Here is a 17,647-nt window from a genome sequence, read left to right on the forward strand (position 1 = left end):
GCCCATCAAAATTCGAACTATTATAGTTCGTATCCAGCTGCCTTTGACGACAGTCGAGCAAAGGCGTCCCGTCGCGCATTCTCAATGGAGGAAGAAACCAAAGCAGTTCGGAAAGACCACACATTGGCTTCGCCGCCTTGCGGCACCTCGCCCGCATCGGTGGAAGAGATCAAGGCGCTGACGGTTGACAGCGCTGGCCGCCACGGCGTGGACCCGGATTTCGCCCTTGCCGTCGTCTGGACGGAAAGCCGCTTCGATCGAGTCCGCAACAGCCCCAAGGGTGCACGCGGGCCGATGCAATTGATGCCCGAGACCGCCAAGCGCTTCAACGTCACAAATGTCTGTGATCCTGCCGACAATATCGACGGCGGCATGCGTTATCTACGCACGCTTCTCGACGAATTCAAAAGCCCGATTGTCGCCGCCGCAGCCTATAACGCCGGCGAACAGGCAGTCTACGACAGCCGCGGCCTGCCAGCCTATCCCGAGACCCTCCATTACGTGGCCTCGGTGATCAACCGCCAGCTTGGGATCAGCTTCCCTGTCAAGCGAGACGGTCGCAGCCGCAATCAGACAACCGACCTCGACAACACATACATACGCGACGTTTTCGGGGCGCGAAGGCCGAAATTCATCGGCGGGGTCATGAAGTTCTGAACTGAAAGGAGATGGCCATGAAGCTTGTACTGTCTCATCATCAAAAGCGGCGGGCGCGTGGGGCTGCCGTTCTTGTCGCTCTTGCTCTTATGCAATTTGCCGCGGCGGATCTGGCCATGGCGCAGGCGACCAACCAGGCGTTTGCGCCCCTGCAGACGGTCGTGCAGGCCGTTGTCGATTTCATCACCGGGCCATTCGGACGTCTCGTCGCCATCATCGCAGTCATCGGCCTCGGGTTTCTTGCCTTCGCAGGTCGCCTCAGCTGGTTCACGGCCGGCGCAGTCGTTCTCGGCATCGGCCTGGTCTTCGGTGCACCAGCCATCGTCGACCAGTTGATCTCGACAGTCGGGAATTAGGCCATGGCTGCGCTGGAGGATGAAAAACCCCACTTGACGCCCTTGGTGATCGGGCTCACGCGCTCACCGACGCTTTGGGGCGTGCCCTACATGGCCGTCGTCATCGTCATCGGTCTCACGATCATCGCCTGGCTGATAACCAATGAGCTGTGGGCGCTGATGACGGCGCCATGCGCCTACGCCGCTCTTTTCACGCTCTGCAGCTTTGACGCGCGTGTCCTCGATGTGTTGCAGGTCTCCACGCGGTTGACGCCCAAGACGCCGAACAAGGCGTTCTGGGGCGCGAACTCCTACGGGCCGTGACCATGCTCAGCGTCATCCGTGAAGAACTCGGCTTCGGATCCGTCCACCATCGCGAACGGCCGATGGCCAGACACATCCCTTACCTGCGTCACGTCGCCGACACCGTCATCAAGCTCGAAGACGGCACCCTGATGAGCGTCATCAAACTGGACGGACTGTTCTTTCAGACCGAGGACCAGGCCGAGATCAACATGCGCGTGGTGGTACAGAACACGTTGATCCGCTCGCTCGGCTCCAGCCGTTTTTCCCTTTGGTCGACGGTGATCCGCCGGCAGGTCGATCCCTTCATTGCCGGCGAATTCGACGATCCGTTTTGCGCCGAGCTCGACCGCCGCTACATGGATGCCCTCGGCCGCAAGCGCATGTTCACAAATGAGCTTTACCTGACCGTCTTGCGCTCGGGCATGCGTGGAGCGCTGGCGGTGGGTGAGCGCGTCCGACGTCTCCTCGGACAAGCTTTGGGTCGCGACGCCGAGGAAGACCAACTTATCGAGGCGGTTGGCGAGCTCGAAGAGCTCGTCGGCAATATCGTGCGCGACCTTGGCAAATACGGTGCGACAGTCCTTGGTATTTCAAGCGTCAACAACGAGCCCTACTCGGAGCCTTCGGCGTTCTTGAATACCATCTTGACCTGCGGCGTGCCCCGCAAGATGCGTCTGCCTCGCATGGGTCTTGCCAGTTTTCTGGGATCATCGCGGCTCCATTTTGCACGCCGCACCATGCAGGCGCAGGGGCCGGTCAGGCAAGAAGACCGCTTCGGAGCGATGCTGTCTATCAAGGAATATCCGCCGTTCACGGGTCCTGGAATGCTGGATGGCCTCTTACAGGTAAACCACGAATTCATCCTCACCCAGTCCTTTACGCAAGCCGACAAACCGATTGCTCAGGAACGCATTTCGAGACTCAAGCGGCAGATCGGCGCGTCAGACGAAGCCGGCAGCGATATCGAAACCGACATCGATTTCGCGCTGAACAGCCTGCTCAACCAGGAGGCTGTCTTCGGCTTCCATCATCTTTCGCTGCTTTGCCTGTCGCGCGACCTCGATGGCGTCAACAAGGCGGTCGCAGATCTCGGTGCCTGCCTCACCGACATGAACATCAACTGGCTGCGCGAGGACCTGAACCTTGAGGCAGCGTTCTGGGCGCAACTGCCGGGCAATCATGCCTATATCGCCCGGCGGGCGATGCTTTCGAGCGCCAACTTCTCCGGCCTTTCGTCGATGCACAATTTCGCGGCCGGCCGAAGCGACGGGATGCATTGGGGAAGGCCGGTCACCATTCTGGAAACATCCAGCCAGACACCCTACTGGTTCAACTTCCACCAGCGTGACATAGGCCATTTTCTGGTGACCGGCCCAACCGGATCCGGCAAGACCGTCGCCCTTGCCTTTCTATTGGCGCAGGCGTTCAGGGTGAAACCCTCGCCGCGCGCCGTCTTCTTCGACAAGGACCGGGGTGGCGAAATCTTCCTGCGGGCAATGAACGGTTCATACGAGATCCTCACCCCGGGCATACCGACCGGCTTCAATCCCATGCAGATCCAAAACACCGGTGAAAACCGGGAATTTCTGCTCCGCTTGCTCAAGGCAATGCTCAGCAAGGACAAAGACGCCCCATTCGATCAGGAAGAAGAGGACACGCTTGAGCGCGCGATCATTCGGCTCATGCGCGAGCCTGCGGCGCAGCGAACGCTGACCAACCTGGCCGGGCTCGTCACCGGACGCTCACGCGCCGGCCCGAACGACCTCCATGCGCGGCTGCGCCCCTGGATCGAGGGCGAGAAGGCCTGGCTCTTTAACGCGTCCCGCGACGTCTTGTCCTTCTGCGAAGGCCGCGTCTTCGGCTTCGACATGACGAACATCCTGGACAATGACGATCTGCGCACCCCGGCGCTGATGTACATCTTCCATCGGCTGGACGAGCTCCTCGACGGCAGCCCGGTCATGATCTTCATGGACGAGGGCTGGCGCCTTTTGAAAGACCAGACCTTCAGCGACTTCATCGTCGACAAGATGAAGACCATCCGCAAGCTGAACGGCATTGTCGGCTTCGCCACACAGTCCGCTGCAGATATCGTCCGCTCGCCGGCCGCCCATACGCTGATCGAGCAGTCTGCCACGACGATACATTTTCCCAATCCGCGCGCCGACGAGGAGAGCTACATCAACCGTTTCGGGCTCACCGCCAAGGAATTCGGCTTCGTTCGCAACACCCCGCCTGAAAAGCGATCCTTCCTGATCAAGCACGGTCACGACAGCGTCATTGCCCGGCTCGATCTCGGTTCGATGCCTGACCTGATCAAGGTGCTCTCCGCACGCAAGGAAACCATCGAGGAATGCGCCCTGCTTCGCAAACAGCACGGCGATGATCCCTCCGGCTGGCTGGCAAGGTTCTGCGGGTGGGAGGAAGGCCGGTGACGAGCGACGCAGCACAAAGGCCGCCATGCGCCACCCTCCTCGTCCTCACCGCCTCCGCGATCAGCCTGAGTGCGCAGCTGGCAGGGGCAGAGGTTCCAACCTTCGACAAGAGCAATCTTGATCCGCGTGCGCAGCGCGACAAGACGACCGCCGCACTCAAGGACACCGATCACGATCGTTATACCATCCACACCTCGGTTACCTGTTCGATGTACCGGCCAGGCCGGCGCAATGACCCAATCGGCGCAGCACAAGGCAATCCCGAAATTTCGGGTCTTGTGCGTCGCGTCGCCCGCCAATCCGGTGTCGACGAGAACCAGTTCCTCGCCCTCGTCTATCAGGAGAGCCGCTTCAATCCATGCGCCAAATCCGGGGCCGGAGCGACCGGGCTTGCTCAGCTGATGCCGGACACCGCCGCGCAGCTTGGTGTCGACGAGAACAACATCGAAGAGAACCTGCGGGGCGGGGCGCTCTATTACAGGCAACAACTCTCCAATTTCGGCGGTGACGTGAACCTCGCCCTTGCCGCCTATAACGCTGGTCCCGGCAGCGTCAGCAAGTATGGCGGCATCCCTCCCTTCAAGGAAACCCAAGGCTATGTCGCTGCCATCACCAGGGACTGGCTGCCGGCCTTTGGTGGCTCAGACAAGTCGGGAATTCCTCTGAATTTCGGGGGTGGAGGAACAGCCTATACCGGCATGCGCGCCTCGACCCTGAACGCCATGGCGATCAGCGCGTCGACGTCTGCCAGCCTTGGCAATGTCGCAAGCTGGTACCAGCAACTCTCCGCGTTGCAGACCGGAACCCTCCAGGACAGCTGGGATCATAATTCGACGGCCCGCAACGCCAATCTCGACATGATGAACAACCTCGTCAAGCTCGCCGCTGCCATGGCTGATCTTTTGAATTCGCGCAATGCCATGGCATCGGCCAATCTCTCCGGCTCCTCGCAGACGAGCCGCAGCAAGCCAGATCACCGGGCATCGCCAGACACACCGGGTCTGTGCGCCCCCCGGCAAGATCTGGTCTGGAGCGCCGCCGACCAGGCCTGCATCGAAAAACGCCCCGATGTGAACCAGGTGCAGCTCATGCTGCAACCGCAATGATGGGAGAACGACATGAGACTTGAAGTCCTGACAATTTCCGTCCTGCTTTCCATGCAGCAGGCTGCCCTTGGCGACGTGCCGGTCATCGACAAGACAAACTATCAGGTCGCCAGAAGGACCGCCGAAACCACGGACAGGATCCTCGACACCAACAAGCGCATCCTGGCGACGGTAGACGATACGCTGAAGGCGGTGACCGGAGAGCGTGCCAGCACCGCAGCACCCCTCAACAATCTGGCGATCGGGAATGGCTTCAGCGTCTCTGAGATCCCATCGTTTGAGAACATCCTGAAGGAGGGGGCGCCGAACTTCGGGTCGATGAGCGGCGACATCGCCAAAACGGCGACCATGTTCATCAATGGCCTGCAGCTGGTAAAAAACCTGTCAGGCAAAGAAAGCAGCAGCTTTTCGGGCGACAAGTCCTATGAGCAGCTGGTCAACACCGTGCTTGGGGTCTCCGCCCTGACCAACGGTTCGCAAAAGGCAGCACAAACGCGGCGCAGCGCCTTCCAAGAAGCTGGTGCGCGCATCGGCACTGCTGAGGATATCAAGGGTTCGATCGATCAGAACAGCCAGTTGCAGGTGCAGTCTGGACTGACCCTGAACGAAATGATCGGAGTGATGAACGGGGCGGTTTCGTCGCTGCAGGCCGAAAACCAACGCCGCCTCACCGATATTTCCAACACCAGGAAGACGCTGACCTACGGCAACTAGCATGATGATCAGAAGAATGCTTGCCATTGCCGCCGTCGGGATCGCTTTGCTGTCGGGGTGCGGCACCGTGAAGGAGAAGACGGCTCCGTGCAAACGACCCTTAAGCCTTGCGTCGTTTGCCAGCGACACCAGACAGGATTGCGGCGTCATGCGGCGTGTCAATGACCCGGCCGCAGCCTTTGCGGCGATCGGCGTCATTCTTCCCGACGAGCAATGAGGATCTCAGGCATGCAGGATTTTCTTGGCGATCTCCTCCAGCGCATCGAAGACTCCGGTTCGAGTTTTTCGCAGCAGGCTTACACGGTGGTCGGCAACGAACTGATGCCGCTCCTGCGCGTGATGTTCATGGTCTACCTCGCCTGGTACGGCCTGCAGCTCGTCATGGGCACGTCACGGCTTTCGCTCGGCGATATTCTTGGCCGGATCGTCAGAATGATGATCATTCTCGCACTGGTCAGCTCCTGGGCCAACTTCGACAATCTTTTCTATCATTGGCTCAACGATACGCCCGAAGACGTCGGCCGGGCGATCCTGGCTGCCTCCGGAACGGGGATCACCGAGCCGACGAACGGTCTGTCTGAGATTTGGATGCGGGCCAACGAGGCAGCCTCGGCCTTTGCGGAGCAGTCCGGCTACTTTTCGATCCTTCCGAGCATGGTTGGCATCCTGATCCTGGTTGGCGCCGGCATCTTCATCGCAATCGCACTTGCCGTCCTCATCCTGGCCAAGGTGATGCTCTGGGTGCTGATCGGCACCGCGCCGGTCTTCATTGCCTGCATGCTGTTTGATCGCACGCGTGGCTACGGCATGGGGTGGTTCAATCAGGTGCTGACCTATGCGCTCATTCCCCTGTTCGTCTACGTCATCGCCGCTTTCCTGATTGCAGCGGTGAACCCGGAGCTCAGCAAGATCGATGCTGCAAGCGGGTCGCGGACCTTAACGCTTGCCGACATCGCCGGCTTCCTGCTTCTGTGCATCGCCGGCGGGTTCGTGATGCTCTACATCCAGTCGATCGGCCAGGGGATTGCAGGCGGGATTGCCGTCGGCGTTGGAAACGCAGCCGCTGGAGTGACGCGCCGGCTTGGCATCCAGTATCCATTGGCCGCTGCCAAGGGCGGCGCGCGCGCAGGCGTCGCTGCCTATCGCGGCACTCGTTGGCTCTCGAACCGCTTCAGCGGCGGCGACAGTAAAGGCGAGGACAATGCCTCCGGGGCGCGCTCGGCCATGCAAACGAAGATCTCCCGCCAGAGCCTGCCCAGCTGACGACCCGGAAACGAAGAGATAAACGATGGCTGACAAAAAAGAGCTCGAGCTCAGCACTTATTACCAGAGCGGTGACGCCTGGGAGCAGGAAATCGTCAAGAGGGCCAAGCGCTCCCGGACGCTCGCGTGGTTCGTGACGACGATTTTTGCCGGCATCACGCTGCTCAGCCTGATCGCGCTGGTGATGCTCGTGCCACTCAAGAGTTTCGAGCCATATATTGTCGAGGTCGACAAGAACACCGGCTATCTCGAAGTCAAGAGCGGCTTGACCCGGCCGGCCAATCTCACCGACCAACAGGCCGTCACGCAGGCCAACATCGTTCGCTATATCAGATCGCGGGAGGGATATGACCCTTATGCGATCGAGCAGAACTTTAAAATTGCAGCGCTCCTTTCCACTGGCAACGCGGCGCGGGAGCTACAGGACCTCTATAGCGCGGCCAACGTTCAAAATCCTGCGAGGCTTTACGGAAAAGCCAAGCGGGTGATGACCGAGATCGCGTCCGTGACGTTCCCAAACAATTCAACCGGCATCGTCCGTTTCGCAACAAGTGAGGTCTCCGACTCGGATGCAATCACGCGCCATTGGATTGCAGTTGTCCGCTATCGCTACACCGATACGCCCACCGCCAACGAGTGGCGCTTTGAAAACCCTCTGGGATTTCAGGTCTACGATTATCGACGCGATCAGGAGACGGTGACGGAGACCAACCCGTGAGACGACGCATTTTAATGGTTGCAATCATCGCCTCGGTCTTGCCGGCATCATCGCATGCTGCCAGAACCCCCCTGGCAGGCCGGCTTGATCCACGGGTGACCAGCGTGGTCTATCGACCGGACGACGTCGTGCGGGTATTTGCCACCTACGGCATTTCGACGATGATCATCTTTGATGAGGACGAGAGGTTCGAGACGATCGCTGTTGGCGATACCGACAGCTGGGACATCGTCCCGGCGGACAAGGCAAACATCCTGTTCGTCAAGCCGAAGGCGAAAAACGTCGCGACCAACATGAATGTCGTGACGACGAAACGGATCTACTACCTGGAGCTCAACGATTATGCCCCGGAGGACAACAAAAAGGTCTTCGGTATCCGCTTCGTCTACCCCGACAAGGATTTGAACGCCTCACTCAGGAAACAAGCCGAAGCCCGGGCAAGCTACCCGAACATGTCCGGTATCGACAAGGCCAACGTCAACATCGACTATTCCTTCTCCGGCGATCCGGCCCTCAAACCGCTGATGATCTTCGATGACGGCAAGAAGACCTTTTTCAAGTTTGGCCAAAAGGTGCCGGCCGTCTTTGCCGTCAACAGCGACTTCACCGAAACACTTTTGAACTTCCGTCGAGAAGGAGACTACATCGTCCTCGATGGAACCGCGTCGCAGTACACGCTGCGCGACGGCAATCAGTGGACCTGCATCTTCAATCTGAGAAAGCCGGATTTCGGTCAGCCGGATCCCGCGCTTTTTGCTCCCTCTGTCGATGAGAAGGCGACGAACCGCAGAAGGAGTGGCAATTGATGCAGCGCTCGCCTGAGCTCGAGGCCATGCTTGCGGCCGACGAAACGGCAGTCGGCGACAGGCGTGTGCGCAAAAAGCAACTGCTTGGCGCGGCGGCCTTGCTGCTTGCCGGTACCGCTCTTGCCTATATTGCCGTCTTCGCGCCTCACAAAACGACACCAGATGTTCTGCAAGGCGATGAGGAGTTTACGACAACGACCTACAGTCCGCCGTCGTTCTTGCGCGAAGAGCAGACGCCTGAACCAAAGCCCGCCGACAACATTATCCAGATCCCCGAGCCTCCCCCCGAAAAGCCGCAAGCGCCTCCGGATACGACCGAATTCAATGTGCCTCCTCCACCGCAGATCGTCGAACCGGCCGTGCCCCCTGACCCGGAACCGGAGGCGTTCCCCGACCGATATCGCTCAAAGCAGATCGTCGTCGACACCGCCAAGATCAGCGGTGATACGGCAGACCCCGACAGCACCGGCAGCGGCCCGACTGTTGCAGGCGAGGACCGCAACAGCAAGTTCCTGGCGACGGCGTCCGCGATTGGTGACCGCTCCGCAAAAGCCCGTCGGATTGACCGGATCGATGCGATGATACCCGAAGGCACGCTGATCCCGGGCATTCTCGAGACCGCCATCAACAGTGATTTGCCGGGGCAGATCCGCGCCATTACCGCGCAGGATGTCTATTCCTTTGATGGGCGCCGCCTTCTCATCCCAACCGGCACGCGGTTGATTGGCGAATATCAATCTGACGTGACGCGCGGGCAAAAGCGGATCTTCGTGATCTGGACCCGGCTGCTGCGCGACGACGGCGTCTCGGTCCGGCTCAATAGTATTGGCGCCGATAGCCTTGGCCGCTCCGGCCTTACCGGCATCGTCGATACCAAATGGCGCGAGCGGTTCGGCTCCGCCATCCTGCTTTCAGTCGTCGGTGCGGGCTCGTCCTATCTGATCGGATACGGCAGCAACCAGTATAGCTCTGGCGGTGGCAACGGCGAAACCAACGACGACCGGGCTGGCGAGCTCGCTCGCCAGACCATCGCACAAACCTTCTCCGACATGGCCAATCAGGCGCTGTCGGAAAACCTCCGTATCCCCCCGACCATCAACGTTACCCAGGGCGAGCGGATCTTTGTCTATGTCCGGCAGGACCTCGACTTCTCCGCCATCTACCCGGATCCGGTCGAGGAAGCACTGAAGGAGATCAGGAATGCGCGAGGCCTCGATCAAGGTCGCACCCGATAGGGACGCCTATTATTTTCTGCGACGCGCGCTTGCGCCGCTTGCGGATTTCCTCGCCGATTCCCGCGTCATAGAGATTTCCGTAAACCGACCAGGTGAGGTCTTCGTTGAACGCCTGGGAGCCTCCGCCATGGAGTTTCACGCCATCGCCGAACTGACCGCCAGAGAAATCGAGCATATCGGTGAGCGGGTCGCTGCCGCAAGCAGCCAGTTCATCAGTCCTGTCAATCCGCTCTTGAGCGCGGCACTTCCAACCGGCGAGCGGATCCAGATCGTCTTGCCGCCAGCAGCACCCGACGGCGGATCGATCTCGATAAGAAAGCAGGTCATCAACGACCTCACCTTGACGCAGTATCGCGATGCCGGTGGATTCGACAAAGTGTCGGTGACTGTCGACGGTCTGTCGGAGACCGAAGCACGTCTTAATGCCCTTCTTAAGGCCGGACGGGCGCACGAATTTATCGAAACGGCCATCCGCGAGCGGGTCTCGATCCTCGTCAGCGGCGGCACGTCGACGGGCAAGACGACATTCCTGAACGCTTGCCTGAAGAGCATCGATGAGCGCGAGCGCATCGTGACGCTCGAGGACACGCGTGAACTCTTTCCCCCGCATCGCAACGCCGTGCATCTGTTGGCGTCGCGCGGCGACCAGGGCACGGCGCATGTGTCGATCCAGACCCTGCTGGAAGCATCGTTGCGCATGCGGCCTGACCGGTTGTTCGTCGGCGAGATTCGCGGCGCTGAGGCATTTGCCTTCCTGCGGGCGATCAATACCGGTCATCCCGGCAGCATGTCGACCGTCCATGCAGACACGCCGATGGGTGCCTACGAACAACTTGCGATGATGATGATGCAGGCCGGCATGTCATCCGGCTATTCGAAAGGCGACCTCATGACCTATATCCGGATGGTCATCCCGATCGTCATCCAGCTGCGCCGTGATGGGGGGCTGAGAGGCGTTTCTGAAATCTACTACTCCCGGCGTGCGCCATGAGCCGGGGATACCTCGCCGTCTACCTGTTCTTTTGCGCGCTCATCGCGGTCGCGGTCTGGATGCTTGCCTACGGCCTGATCCTGCAAATCGTCTTTAAGGACGGGCGGGTCCTGCACGTAATGACGACGACCAATCCGCTCGCACCGCTTGAGCAGTTTGCGGCCTATTTTGGCAACCGATCGCTGCGGCTCGTGGCGCTGTCAGCGGCGCTTCCCGCAATCGCAGCAGCTGCCTTTGCGGCCGCCTTTGGCCTCAGGCGACACAGCAGCCCGCTCGGCGACGCCGCCTTCGAGGACATGCCCGCAATGCGGCGCGGCGGCTGGTTCGGCAGGCAGGGTCATATTTTCGGGCGTTTCGGTACTCGTGTCCTTCGACGACAGGACGATCGCCACCATCTGATCGTTGGGCCAACGCGCTCCGGCAAAGGCGTCGGTTATGTCATTCCCAATGCCCTGATGTTTGAGGGCTCGATGATTGTTACCGACCTGAAAGGCGAGATCTTCGACCTGACGGCGGGATATCGGCGAGCCAAGGGACACCAGGTCTTCCTGTTTTCGCCGGGCTCGCAAAAGACGCATCGCTGGAATCCCCTCGACTTCGTGCGTGCCGACCGCGGCAGCCGGACGATCGACATTCAGAACATGGCTGCGATCCTCATTCCAGAGGCCATTGGTTCTGAGAACGCCGTCTGGCAAGGAATGGCCCAACAGGTCATTGCAGGGGTGATCAGCTATGTGCTCGAGAGCCGGCATTATCGCAATCGTCGCAATCTTGGCGAGGTCAATGCCTTCTTCAATACCGGCGTCGACCTGCAATCCATGATGAAGCTGATCAAGGAGAACGAAGGCGATCTCTCGCGCTTCACCGTCGACAGCTTCAACGCCTTTATGTCCCTGAACGAACGCGCCGCCCGCTCCGCGCTTCTCGATATCCAGAAGGCCTTGGGTCCATTTCGCAACGAACGCGTGCTTGCGGCAACCGCGGTGACCGACATGGCTATTTCCTCGTTGCAACGGCGCCCGGTGACGATCTATCTCGCCCCGAACATCACGGACATGACGATCCTTCGGCCATTGCTCACCCTCTTCGTGCAGCAGGTGATGGACTTGCTGACACGCGAGCACAACCCTGATGCCCTCCCCGTCTACTTTCTGCTCGACGAGTTCCGGCAACTGAAGAAAATGGACGAGATCCTCAACAAGCTCCCCTACGTCGCCGGTTACAACATCAAGATGGCCTTCGTCGTTCAGGACCTGAAGAGCATCGACGAGATCTATGGAGAGACCGCCCGGCACTCGCTCCTGGGCAATTGCGGGCTTCAGCTCATCCTCGGCGCCAACGATCAGGTCACCGCAGAATACGCTTCACGCGCGCTTGGAAAACGAACGATCCGCTATCAGTCGGAAACAAGGACGCTTGAGGTTTTCGGTCGGGCCCGGCGCACCAGGGTCGAGCAGATCCGTGAGCGCGACCTGATGATGCCACAGGAGGTCCGGCAGATGCGGGAAGACAAGGCAATCCTGTTGGTCGAAGGGCAGCAGCCGATCCTCGCCAGCAAGCTTCGCTACCACGCTATCGAGCCGTTCAAGACTGCCGCTCTCGCTTCTCGCCGGAACACTGTACCAGTTCCAGACGTCGAAATGGCCCGAGCCTTGCCGGTGCCTGCCACATTGCCCGACTACGCGGACAATGGACCTGATCCGAGATCTGGTGGGATGGAACTCAATCGGCATGAGGTCATTGACGATGCTGCCTTTGAGGCCTCGTCTGCAGAAAACGTCGACGCTGCTGTCAGTTCGAAGGAAAGACTGGTTGTCACTGCACGCAAGTTGAAGTCTGTCATCGCTGCTTGCCTGTCAGCTGCGGACATGCCGATGAACCAAAGGATCAGCATCCAGGATGTTCTTGCCAAGACTATTCCGGATCCGGAAGAGGTCGGCCTGAATTGACATATCAAACCCATTATCGTCGCTGCGGCGACCTGCTCCGGATGCTTTCTAATCCTGGCTCGGGCGAACATAAGACTATGACGAGGAGGAGCAGTATGGCGACGACGTAGACTAAACGGCCCGCTCTCTTGCTCGCACGGTCCTCGAGCGTGCGCGGGGCTTGCTGAGGTTACTTGCTCAGACGACGAGATATTGGACTGAAGTATGACCAAGCACGGTGCTGGTGCGGCGACGGCTGCCGACGAAACGACGGTAGAGCGCACATCAGCCACCGAGGCGCCCTTGGCGGGCCCGACGGCGTCGGGTTGCTATTATAATTGTTTTGCAAAAACATTATAACTCGGCACAGTTGGGTTGGCGAGCATTGCTATCGACAACTATGATTTCGATGCCGTCGCTCGGAAAACGAGCCCGCCATATTCTGCCGTTGCACAAGCGAGCAGAAAGCGGCTGCCTGGCGCTTCATGAATACAGGCCGCGTAGCTAAGAACCAGCGTCGGTGGAGTTGTGTAAACCGATAGGCAGGCCTTTGCACTCAGCGATCTGACTGAAATTACCATGCACTTAAACCCGGTTTTCCGGGGCTTTAAATACGTGCTGAGGCGGTTGACAAAAGGCAGAACGGTTATAATGTTTTTACAAGGAAATTATAGCAAGGACTTGCCCGTCGTTCGTAGGACAGCGCTCGAGGGTAACTGCAAAGGATCGCCTGCAGAGAAGCGACTTACGAAAGGGTGATGAGCGAACTGGCGGCCGAGGCCGCGGCATACTCAACGGGGACGCAAGGAATGAAACAGATCGACCTCGTGTACCGAACGATGCTCGCGGAACTCGCACAGCGATCTTTCGATGCCCAATTCGAAAGCGACTTTCCCCTTGATGGCCGTTTCGTAACCGTTCCGGTCAAGGGGCGCCATTACTGGTATTTCGATCGGCCTACTCCCGAGGGCAAGGACAAGCGAAGCTATGTCGGCCCGCACGACGATCCCGCGATCACGGCGCGGGTGAACGCCCACAAGGACATCAAGAATGACATCCGCGAGCGTCGGCGCATGGTCGGCGTTCTGCGCCGTAGCGCGGGGCTTGCTGGCCCCAATCCTTTCGCGGGCGACGTCACGAAAGCCCTTGCGGACGCCGGATTGTTCCGCCTGCGGGCTGTCCTGATCGGGTCGGTGGCTTTCAGCTGTTATAGCGGCCTGCTTGGGGTCCGGTTGCCCGCGGCGGCAATGCAGACTGGCGACGCGGATTTCGCGCAGGATTTTGCGAATTCGGCCGAGGTCGCAGACAGCTTGCCGCCTATTCTGGATATTCTGAAAGCAGTCGAGCCGTCTTTCCGTGCGGCCCCGCACCAGGCGGACCAGACGAAAGTCGTCGCCTTCCAGGACAAGAAGGGCTACCGCGTGGAATTCCTGACCGGCAACAGGGGCTCAGACGGATACACAGGCAAGCCCTCGCCCATGCCCGCCCTCGGCGGCGCGTCGGCGGAAAACCTGCGGTTCCCCGATTTCCTGATTTACGAGCCTGTCCGGGCCGTCCTGCTTCATCGCGAGGGCGTAACCGTAAACATCCCGGCGCCCGAACGGTATGCGGTGCACAAGCTCATTGTGGCTTCGAGGCGGGCCCCAGACACGATAGGGCGCGCAAAGCGGAACAAGGACCTCCTGCAAGCCTCGTTGCTCTTCCAGGCGCTCCTGGAGACGCGACAGGCCGATCTGATTGTCGACGCCTACCAGGAGGCATGGGATCGCGGGAAATCATGGCAGGAGGCAATGGTTTCCGGCCTCTCGTTGATGCCCGACAATGGCAGGCAGGCACTGGCGAAGGCTCTCGATGTGTCAGTGGATCAGCTCGGCCTAGGGACCAGACATGAAAACGGAATTCGTGCCTAAGGAGATCCCGGCCGTTGCTGGAACAGAAACTCGGCACATTCCATCGCGCGCGACATCGCGTGGCTGCTTACCGCGCCGATCTTTAGGCCGCATCGGCCCGAAGCGTACCCACCCCATTGAGGGGTGATCAGCTATGTGCTTGAGAGCCGGCATTATCGCAATCGTCGCAATCTTGGCGAGGTCAATGCCTTCTTCAATACAGGCGTCGACCTGCAATCCATGATGAAGCGGATCAAGGAGAACGAAGGTGATCTCTCCCGCTTCACCATCGACAGCTTCAACGCCTTTATCTCCCTGAACGAACGCGCCGCCCGCTCCGCGCTTCTCGATATCCAGAAAGCCCTGGGTCCATTTCGCAACGAACGCGTGCTTGCGGCAACCGCGGTGACCGACATGGCTATTTCCTCGTTGCAACGGCGCCCGGTGACGATCTATCTCGCCCCGAACATCACTGACATGACGGTGCTTCGGCCATTGCTCACCCTCTTCGTGCAGCAGGTGATGGACTTGCTGACACGCGAGCACAACCCTGATGCCCTCCCCGTCTACTTCCTGCTCGACGAATTCCGGCAACTGAAGAAAATGGACGAGATCTTCAACAAGCTCCCCTACGTCGCCGGTTACAACATCAAGATGGCCTTCGTCGTTCAGGACCTGAAGAGCATCGACGAGATCTATGGAGAGACCGCCCGGCATTCGCTCCTCGGCAATTCCAGGAAGTTCTGGCCAAGACTGTGCCGGATCCGGAGGACCTTGGCCTGGATTGAATGTGGTGACTTTGGCGATCAGACGAACCGGTTTCTGACGTCAAGCGTCACACCGAAAGCGGTGATGGACGCCGACATCGGCCCGCTGGATGCGATCGGAAATGCCAGCCCACGCCGCCAATATTGCAAAGCACGTTAAATGCCATTATATTAGCATTTGTCACAAATTTTACTACCTAGGTGCTAATATGTTCGCATTTAATATGTCTTCTCCTTCGGATGTCATCAAAGGCTTATCGGAAAGAATGAAGCGTCGGCGGATCGAGCATGGTCTGACCCAAAGGGAGCTGGCCACAAGATCGGACGTCTCCTACGGATCACTTAGGCTCTTTGAAGAATCTGGGAAAATCTCCCTCGAAAGTCTTGTAAAAATTGCCTTTATCCTTGAGGCCGAGGTCGAGTTCGAGCACTTGTTTCCAAATCGGCCACCGCGGACAATTGATGATGTCGTTGATCGTCCTCTTAAGCAGCGGGTGCGTAGAAAATGAAGTTCAGGCCAGTTCAGCGAATGAGCGTTTATCTGGATCTCGAAGGGCACGAGAAGAAACTCGGCACCCTCGCATGGAGTGGTAAGGAACGCAGGGCATACTTCGAGTACGCGGCAGAATTTCTCGCTGCGCCCCTGTTGATTTCGCCCTTCCATATGAAGACCGCTCCAGGATTGATTGCGGCACCACGCGACCCCTTTGACGGTCTCCATGGCCTATTTAACGACAGCCTACCTGATGGTTGGGGCCGGCTGTTGTTGGACCGCCGCCTCCAGCGAGCTGGCATCGACTACACCCGACTCACCCCATTGGATCGCCTTTCGGCTGTTGGCAGAACGGGGATGGGGGCGCTAACATACATTCCTGATTTGCCAGACAACCAGAAACAATCAACCCAAGCCACTGATCTCGATTGGTTTGCTGATCAAGTAGATTTGGTACAGGCAGACATGGATGTTGCCGATATCGATAGCCTACAGGGCGCCCAAGGTGGCTCCGCGGGCGCACGGCCAAAGATAATGATAGGTTTCAACAAGGTCGAGAATACCTGTGTTCTGGACTACGGTCAGTCGTTGGAACCGGGATTTGAACGATGGATGGTGAAAGCTCCTAGTACGTCTGATCCGGCTGAGATCGGTGCGGAAGAGAAGGCTTACGCGCTTATGGCGGCAGCCGCAGGGGTAGAGATGGCCGAGACTCGGCTCTTCGATACCCGCAAGGGAAAGCGGCTTTTCGCGACAAAACGTTTTGACAGAATCCCTGTTGGACGGGTCCACATGCACACTGCGAGTGGACTATTGAACGCTGACCATCGCGAGGCATCGCTGAACTACGAACAGCTTCACAAGCTTACGCTCATGATGACCCGTGACAGCGCGGATGTCCTGAAAATGTTTCGAAACATGGTATTCAATGTCTATGCCAAGAACCGTGACGACCATGTGAAGAACCACGCATTTCTTATGAACGGTAGTGGCCGGTGGTCGCTGGCACCGGCCTATGATCTTACTTTTTCCTCCGGACCGGGTGGGGAGCATAGCGCGGCTATCGCCGGTGAAGGCAGAGACCCTGGGATGTCTCACCTATTGACGGTCTCCAGAGGGGCTTCAATCTCCGATCACGACGCAAAGGAAGTCATAGAGCAGGTTCGAACGGCGATCAGTCGCTGGCCACAGTTCGCTGAAAAGGTTCGGCTATCCAGATCCCGTACAGCCGAACTTGACAGAATCTTGAACGGTAGGACGCCGGCTCAAACACTGCGTTTGCACGATGGTCGAAATGACCACAGCATTTCTGGGCCGTCACGGGCAACGGAAAGCATGAGCGATGTTAACGATCATGACGCAGACGGCTTCGGTCCCAAGCGTTGATCTCCAATCAGCCGTTGGTGGCAATTGCTACTGAATTGCGCAAATGCGGCGTTGAGATCGGGGCTCTTGAAATGAAAATGCCGCACAGGGCGGGCAAATCCCTCGTTACTGACAGCAAACCGAAGGCGAGATCCACATCGACGGCAAGTATGCTGACGGACACCTGAAGCAGAAGAACAGACCTGAGGATCGGATCGATCGGCGAAAGAAAAAGTATCAGAATCTCAAACGGAGGACGATCCTCGCCATGCGTGAGAAGACACTCTTCGGCCGCGGCCGAGAACGCACCCTCACTCGGGTCATTCGAACCGAGGACAGCAACGAGGCATGGGAATTCGCCAGGAGGAGTCTTGGTGGTTGATCCTCATAACCATCGCAGTTTTCCCTTTCAGATATGAACAGAGCGTCGGGCGAAATTCTCGAGACCGCGCGGGTAGAGCCTGTCACGCTTACCAAGCGCGACAGGGAAAAGCTCATCATTCTCACCGCAGAACAATATCGCGGGCTGCTTGGTCGTACACACGGTGGCCGACGGCTTGGACGACGCACCTGACGAGCTCCATGATGAACTGATGAGCCGCCTCGATCAATTGCTTGACGACGACCGTGTTTGAGGCG

General features: G+C 58.8%; 16 protein-coding genes and 1 pseudogene. All 17 read left to right on the forward strand.

Features of this window, described 5'->3' with window-relative positions; translation table 11 throughout:
- The first annotated feature begins 123 nt into the window (after positions 1-123).
- The 17 genes and pseudogenes from FHT71_RS21835 to FHT71_RS21915 all read left to right on the forward strand — a co-directional run bounded on the left by FHT71_RS21835 (position 124) and on the right by FHT71_RS21915 (position 17,029).
- Positions 124-657, forward strand: a complete 534-nt coding sequence (locus tag FHT71_RS21835) for a lytic transglycosylase domain-containing protein (RefSeq protein ID WP_245505552.1) — start codon at positions 124-126, stop codon at positions 655-657.
- A gap of 17 nt (positions 658-674) precedes the next feature.
- The gene (locus tag FHT71_RS21840) at positions 675-1,013 is read left to right on the forward strand and encodes a TrbC/VirB2 family protein (RefSeq protein WP_132594456.1); all 339 of its coding nucleotides are present in this window, start codon (positions 675-677) and stop codon (positions 1,011-1,013) included.
- A 3-nt stretch (positions 1,014-1,016) separates the two neighbouring features.
- Positions 1,017-1,316, forward strand: a complete 300-nt coding sequence (locus FHT71_RS21845) for a VirB3 family type IV secretion system protein (RefSeq protein ID WP_183721926.1) — start codon at positions 1,017-1,019, stop codon at positions 1,314-1,316.
- Positions 1,317-1,318: 2 nt separating this feature from the next.
- Complete coding sequence (locus FHT71_RS21850) at positions 1,319-3,733, forward strand: VirB4 family type IV secretion system protein (RefSeq protein ID WP_183721929.1); 2,415 nt, start codon at positions 1,319-1,321, stop codon at positions 3,731-3,733.
- A 77-nt stretch (positions 3,734-3,810) separates the two neighbouring features.
- A complete protein-coding gene (locus FHT71_RS21855; RefSeq protein ID WP_246718082.1) occupies positions 3,811-4,839 on the forward strand; it encodes a lytic transglycosylase domain-containing protein in 1,029 nt (342 codons plus the stop codon).
- 12 nt (positions 4,840-4,851) lie between these two features.
- Positions 4,852-5,553, forward strand: coding sequence for a type IV secretion system protein (locus tag FHT71_RS21860; RefSeq protein WP_183721934.1), 702 nt, complete (start codon positions 4,852-4,854; stop codon positions 5,551-5,553).
- A gap of 4 nt (positions 5,554-5,557) precedes the next feature.
- Complete coding sequence (locus tag FHT71_RS21865; RefSeq protein ID WP_183722024.1) at positions 5,558-5,770, forward strand: hypothetical protein; 213 nt, start codon at positions 5,558-5,560, stop codon at positions 5,768-5,770.
- An 11-nt stretch (positions 5,771-5,781) separates the two neighbouring features.
- Positions 5,782-6,816 (forward strand): type IV secretion system protein, encoded by a 1,035-nt coding sequence (locus FHT71_RS21870; protein ID WP_183721937.1) that lies wholly within the window; start codon positions 5,782-5,784, stop codon positions 6,814-6,816.
- A 25-nt stretch (positions 6,817-6,841) separates the two neighbouring features.
- A complete protein-coding gene (locus FHT71_RS21875; RefSeq protein ID WP_183721940.1) occupies positions 6,842-7,534 on the forward strand; it encodes a type IV secretion system protein in 693 nt (230 codons plus the stop codon).
- A complete protein-coding gene (locus FHT71_RS21880; protein WP_183721943.1) occupies positions 7,531-8,340 on the forward strand; it encodes a TrbG/VirB9 family P-type conjugative transfer protein in 810 nt (269 codons plus the stop codon). The genes FHT71_RS21875 and FHT71_RS21880 overlap by 4 nt, the downstream gene beginning before the upstream one ends.
- Entirely contained in the window at positions 8,340-9,575 is a 1,236-nt protein-coding gene (virB10, locus tag FHT71_RS21885; protein WP_183721946.1) for a type IV secretion system protein VirB10, read from the forward strand. The genes FHT71_RS21880 and virB10 overlap by 1 nt, the downstream gene beginning before the upstream one ends.
- Complete coding sequence (gene virB11, locus FHT71_RS21890; protein ID WP_183721949.1) at positions 9,541-10,566, forward strand: P-type DNA transfer ATPase VirB11; 1,026 nt, start codon at positions 9,541-9,543, stop codon at positions 10,564-10,566. The genes virB10 and virB11 overlap by 35 nt, the downstream gene beginning before the upstream one ends.
- On the forward strand, positions 10,563-12,515 hold the full coding sequence (locus FHT71_RS21895; protein ID WP_183721952.1) for a type IV secretory system conjugative DNA transfer family protein: 1,953 nt from the start codon (positions 10,563-10,565) through the stop codon (positions 12,513-12,515). Before virB11 ends, FHT71_RS21895 begins: the two co-directional genes overlap by 4 nt.
- 788 nt (positions 12,516-13,303) lie before the next feature.
- On the forward strand, positions 13,304-14,404 hold the full coding sequence (locus tag FHT71_RS21900; RefSeq protein WP_183721955.1) for a GSU2403 family nucleotidyltransferase fold protein: 1,101 nt from the start codon (positions 13,304-13,306) through the stop codon (positions 14,402-14,404).
- Between the two features lie 120 nt (positions 14,405-14,524).
- Positions 14,525-15,115 (forward strand): annotated as a pseudogene (locus tag FHT71_RS21905) (type IV secretory system conjugative DNA transfer family protein); the annotation flags it as partial.
- Between the two features lie 301 nt (positions 15,116-15,416).
- Positions 15,417-15,659 (forward strand): helix-turn-helix transcriptional regulator, encoded by a 243-nt coding sequence (locus FHT71_RS21910; protein ID WP_183722027.1) that lies wholly within the window; start codon positions 15,417-15,419, stop codon positions 15,657-15,659.
- Between the two features lie 20 nt (positions 15,660-15,679).
- Positions 15,680-17,029 (forward strand): type II toxin-antitoxin system HipA family toxin, encoded by a 1,350-nt coding sequence (locus FHT71_RS21915; protein ID WP_246718080.1) that lies wholly within the window; start codon positions 15,680-15,682, stop codon positions 17,027-17,029.
- The last annotated feature ends 618 nt before the right edge of the window (positions 17,030-17,647 follow it).

Origin of the sequence: Rhizobium sp. BK060 (assembly GCF_014193145.1) — a bacterium.
GTDB lineage: Bacteria > Pseudomonadota > Alphaproteobacteria > Rhizobiales > Rhizobiaceae > Rhizobium.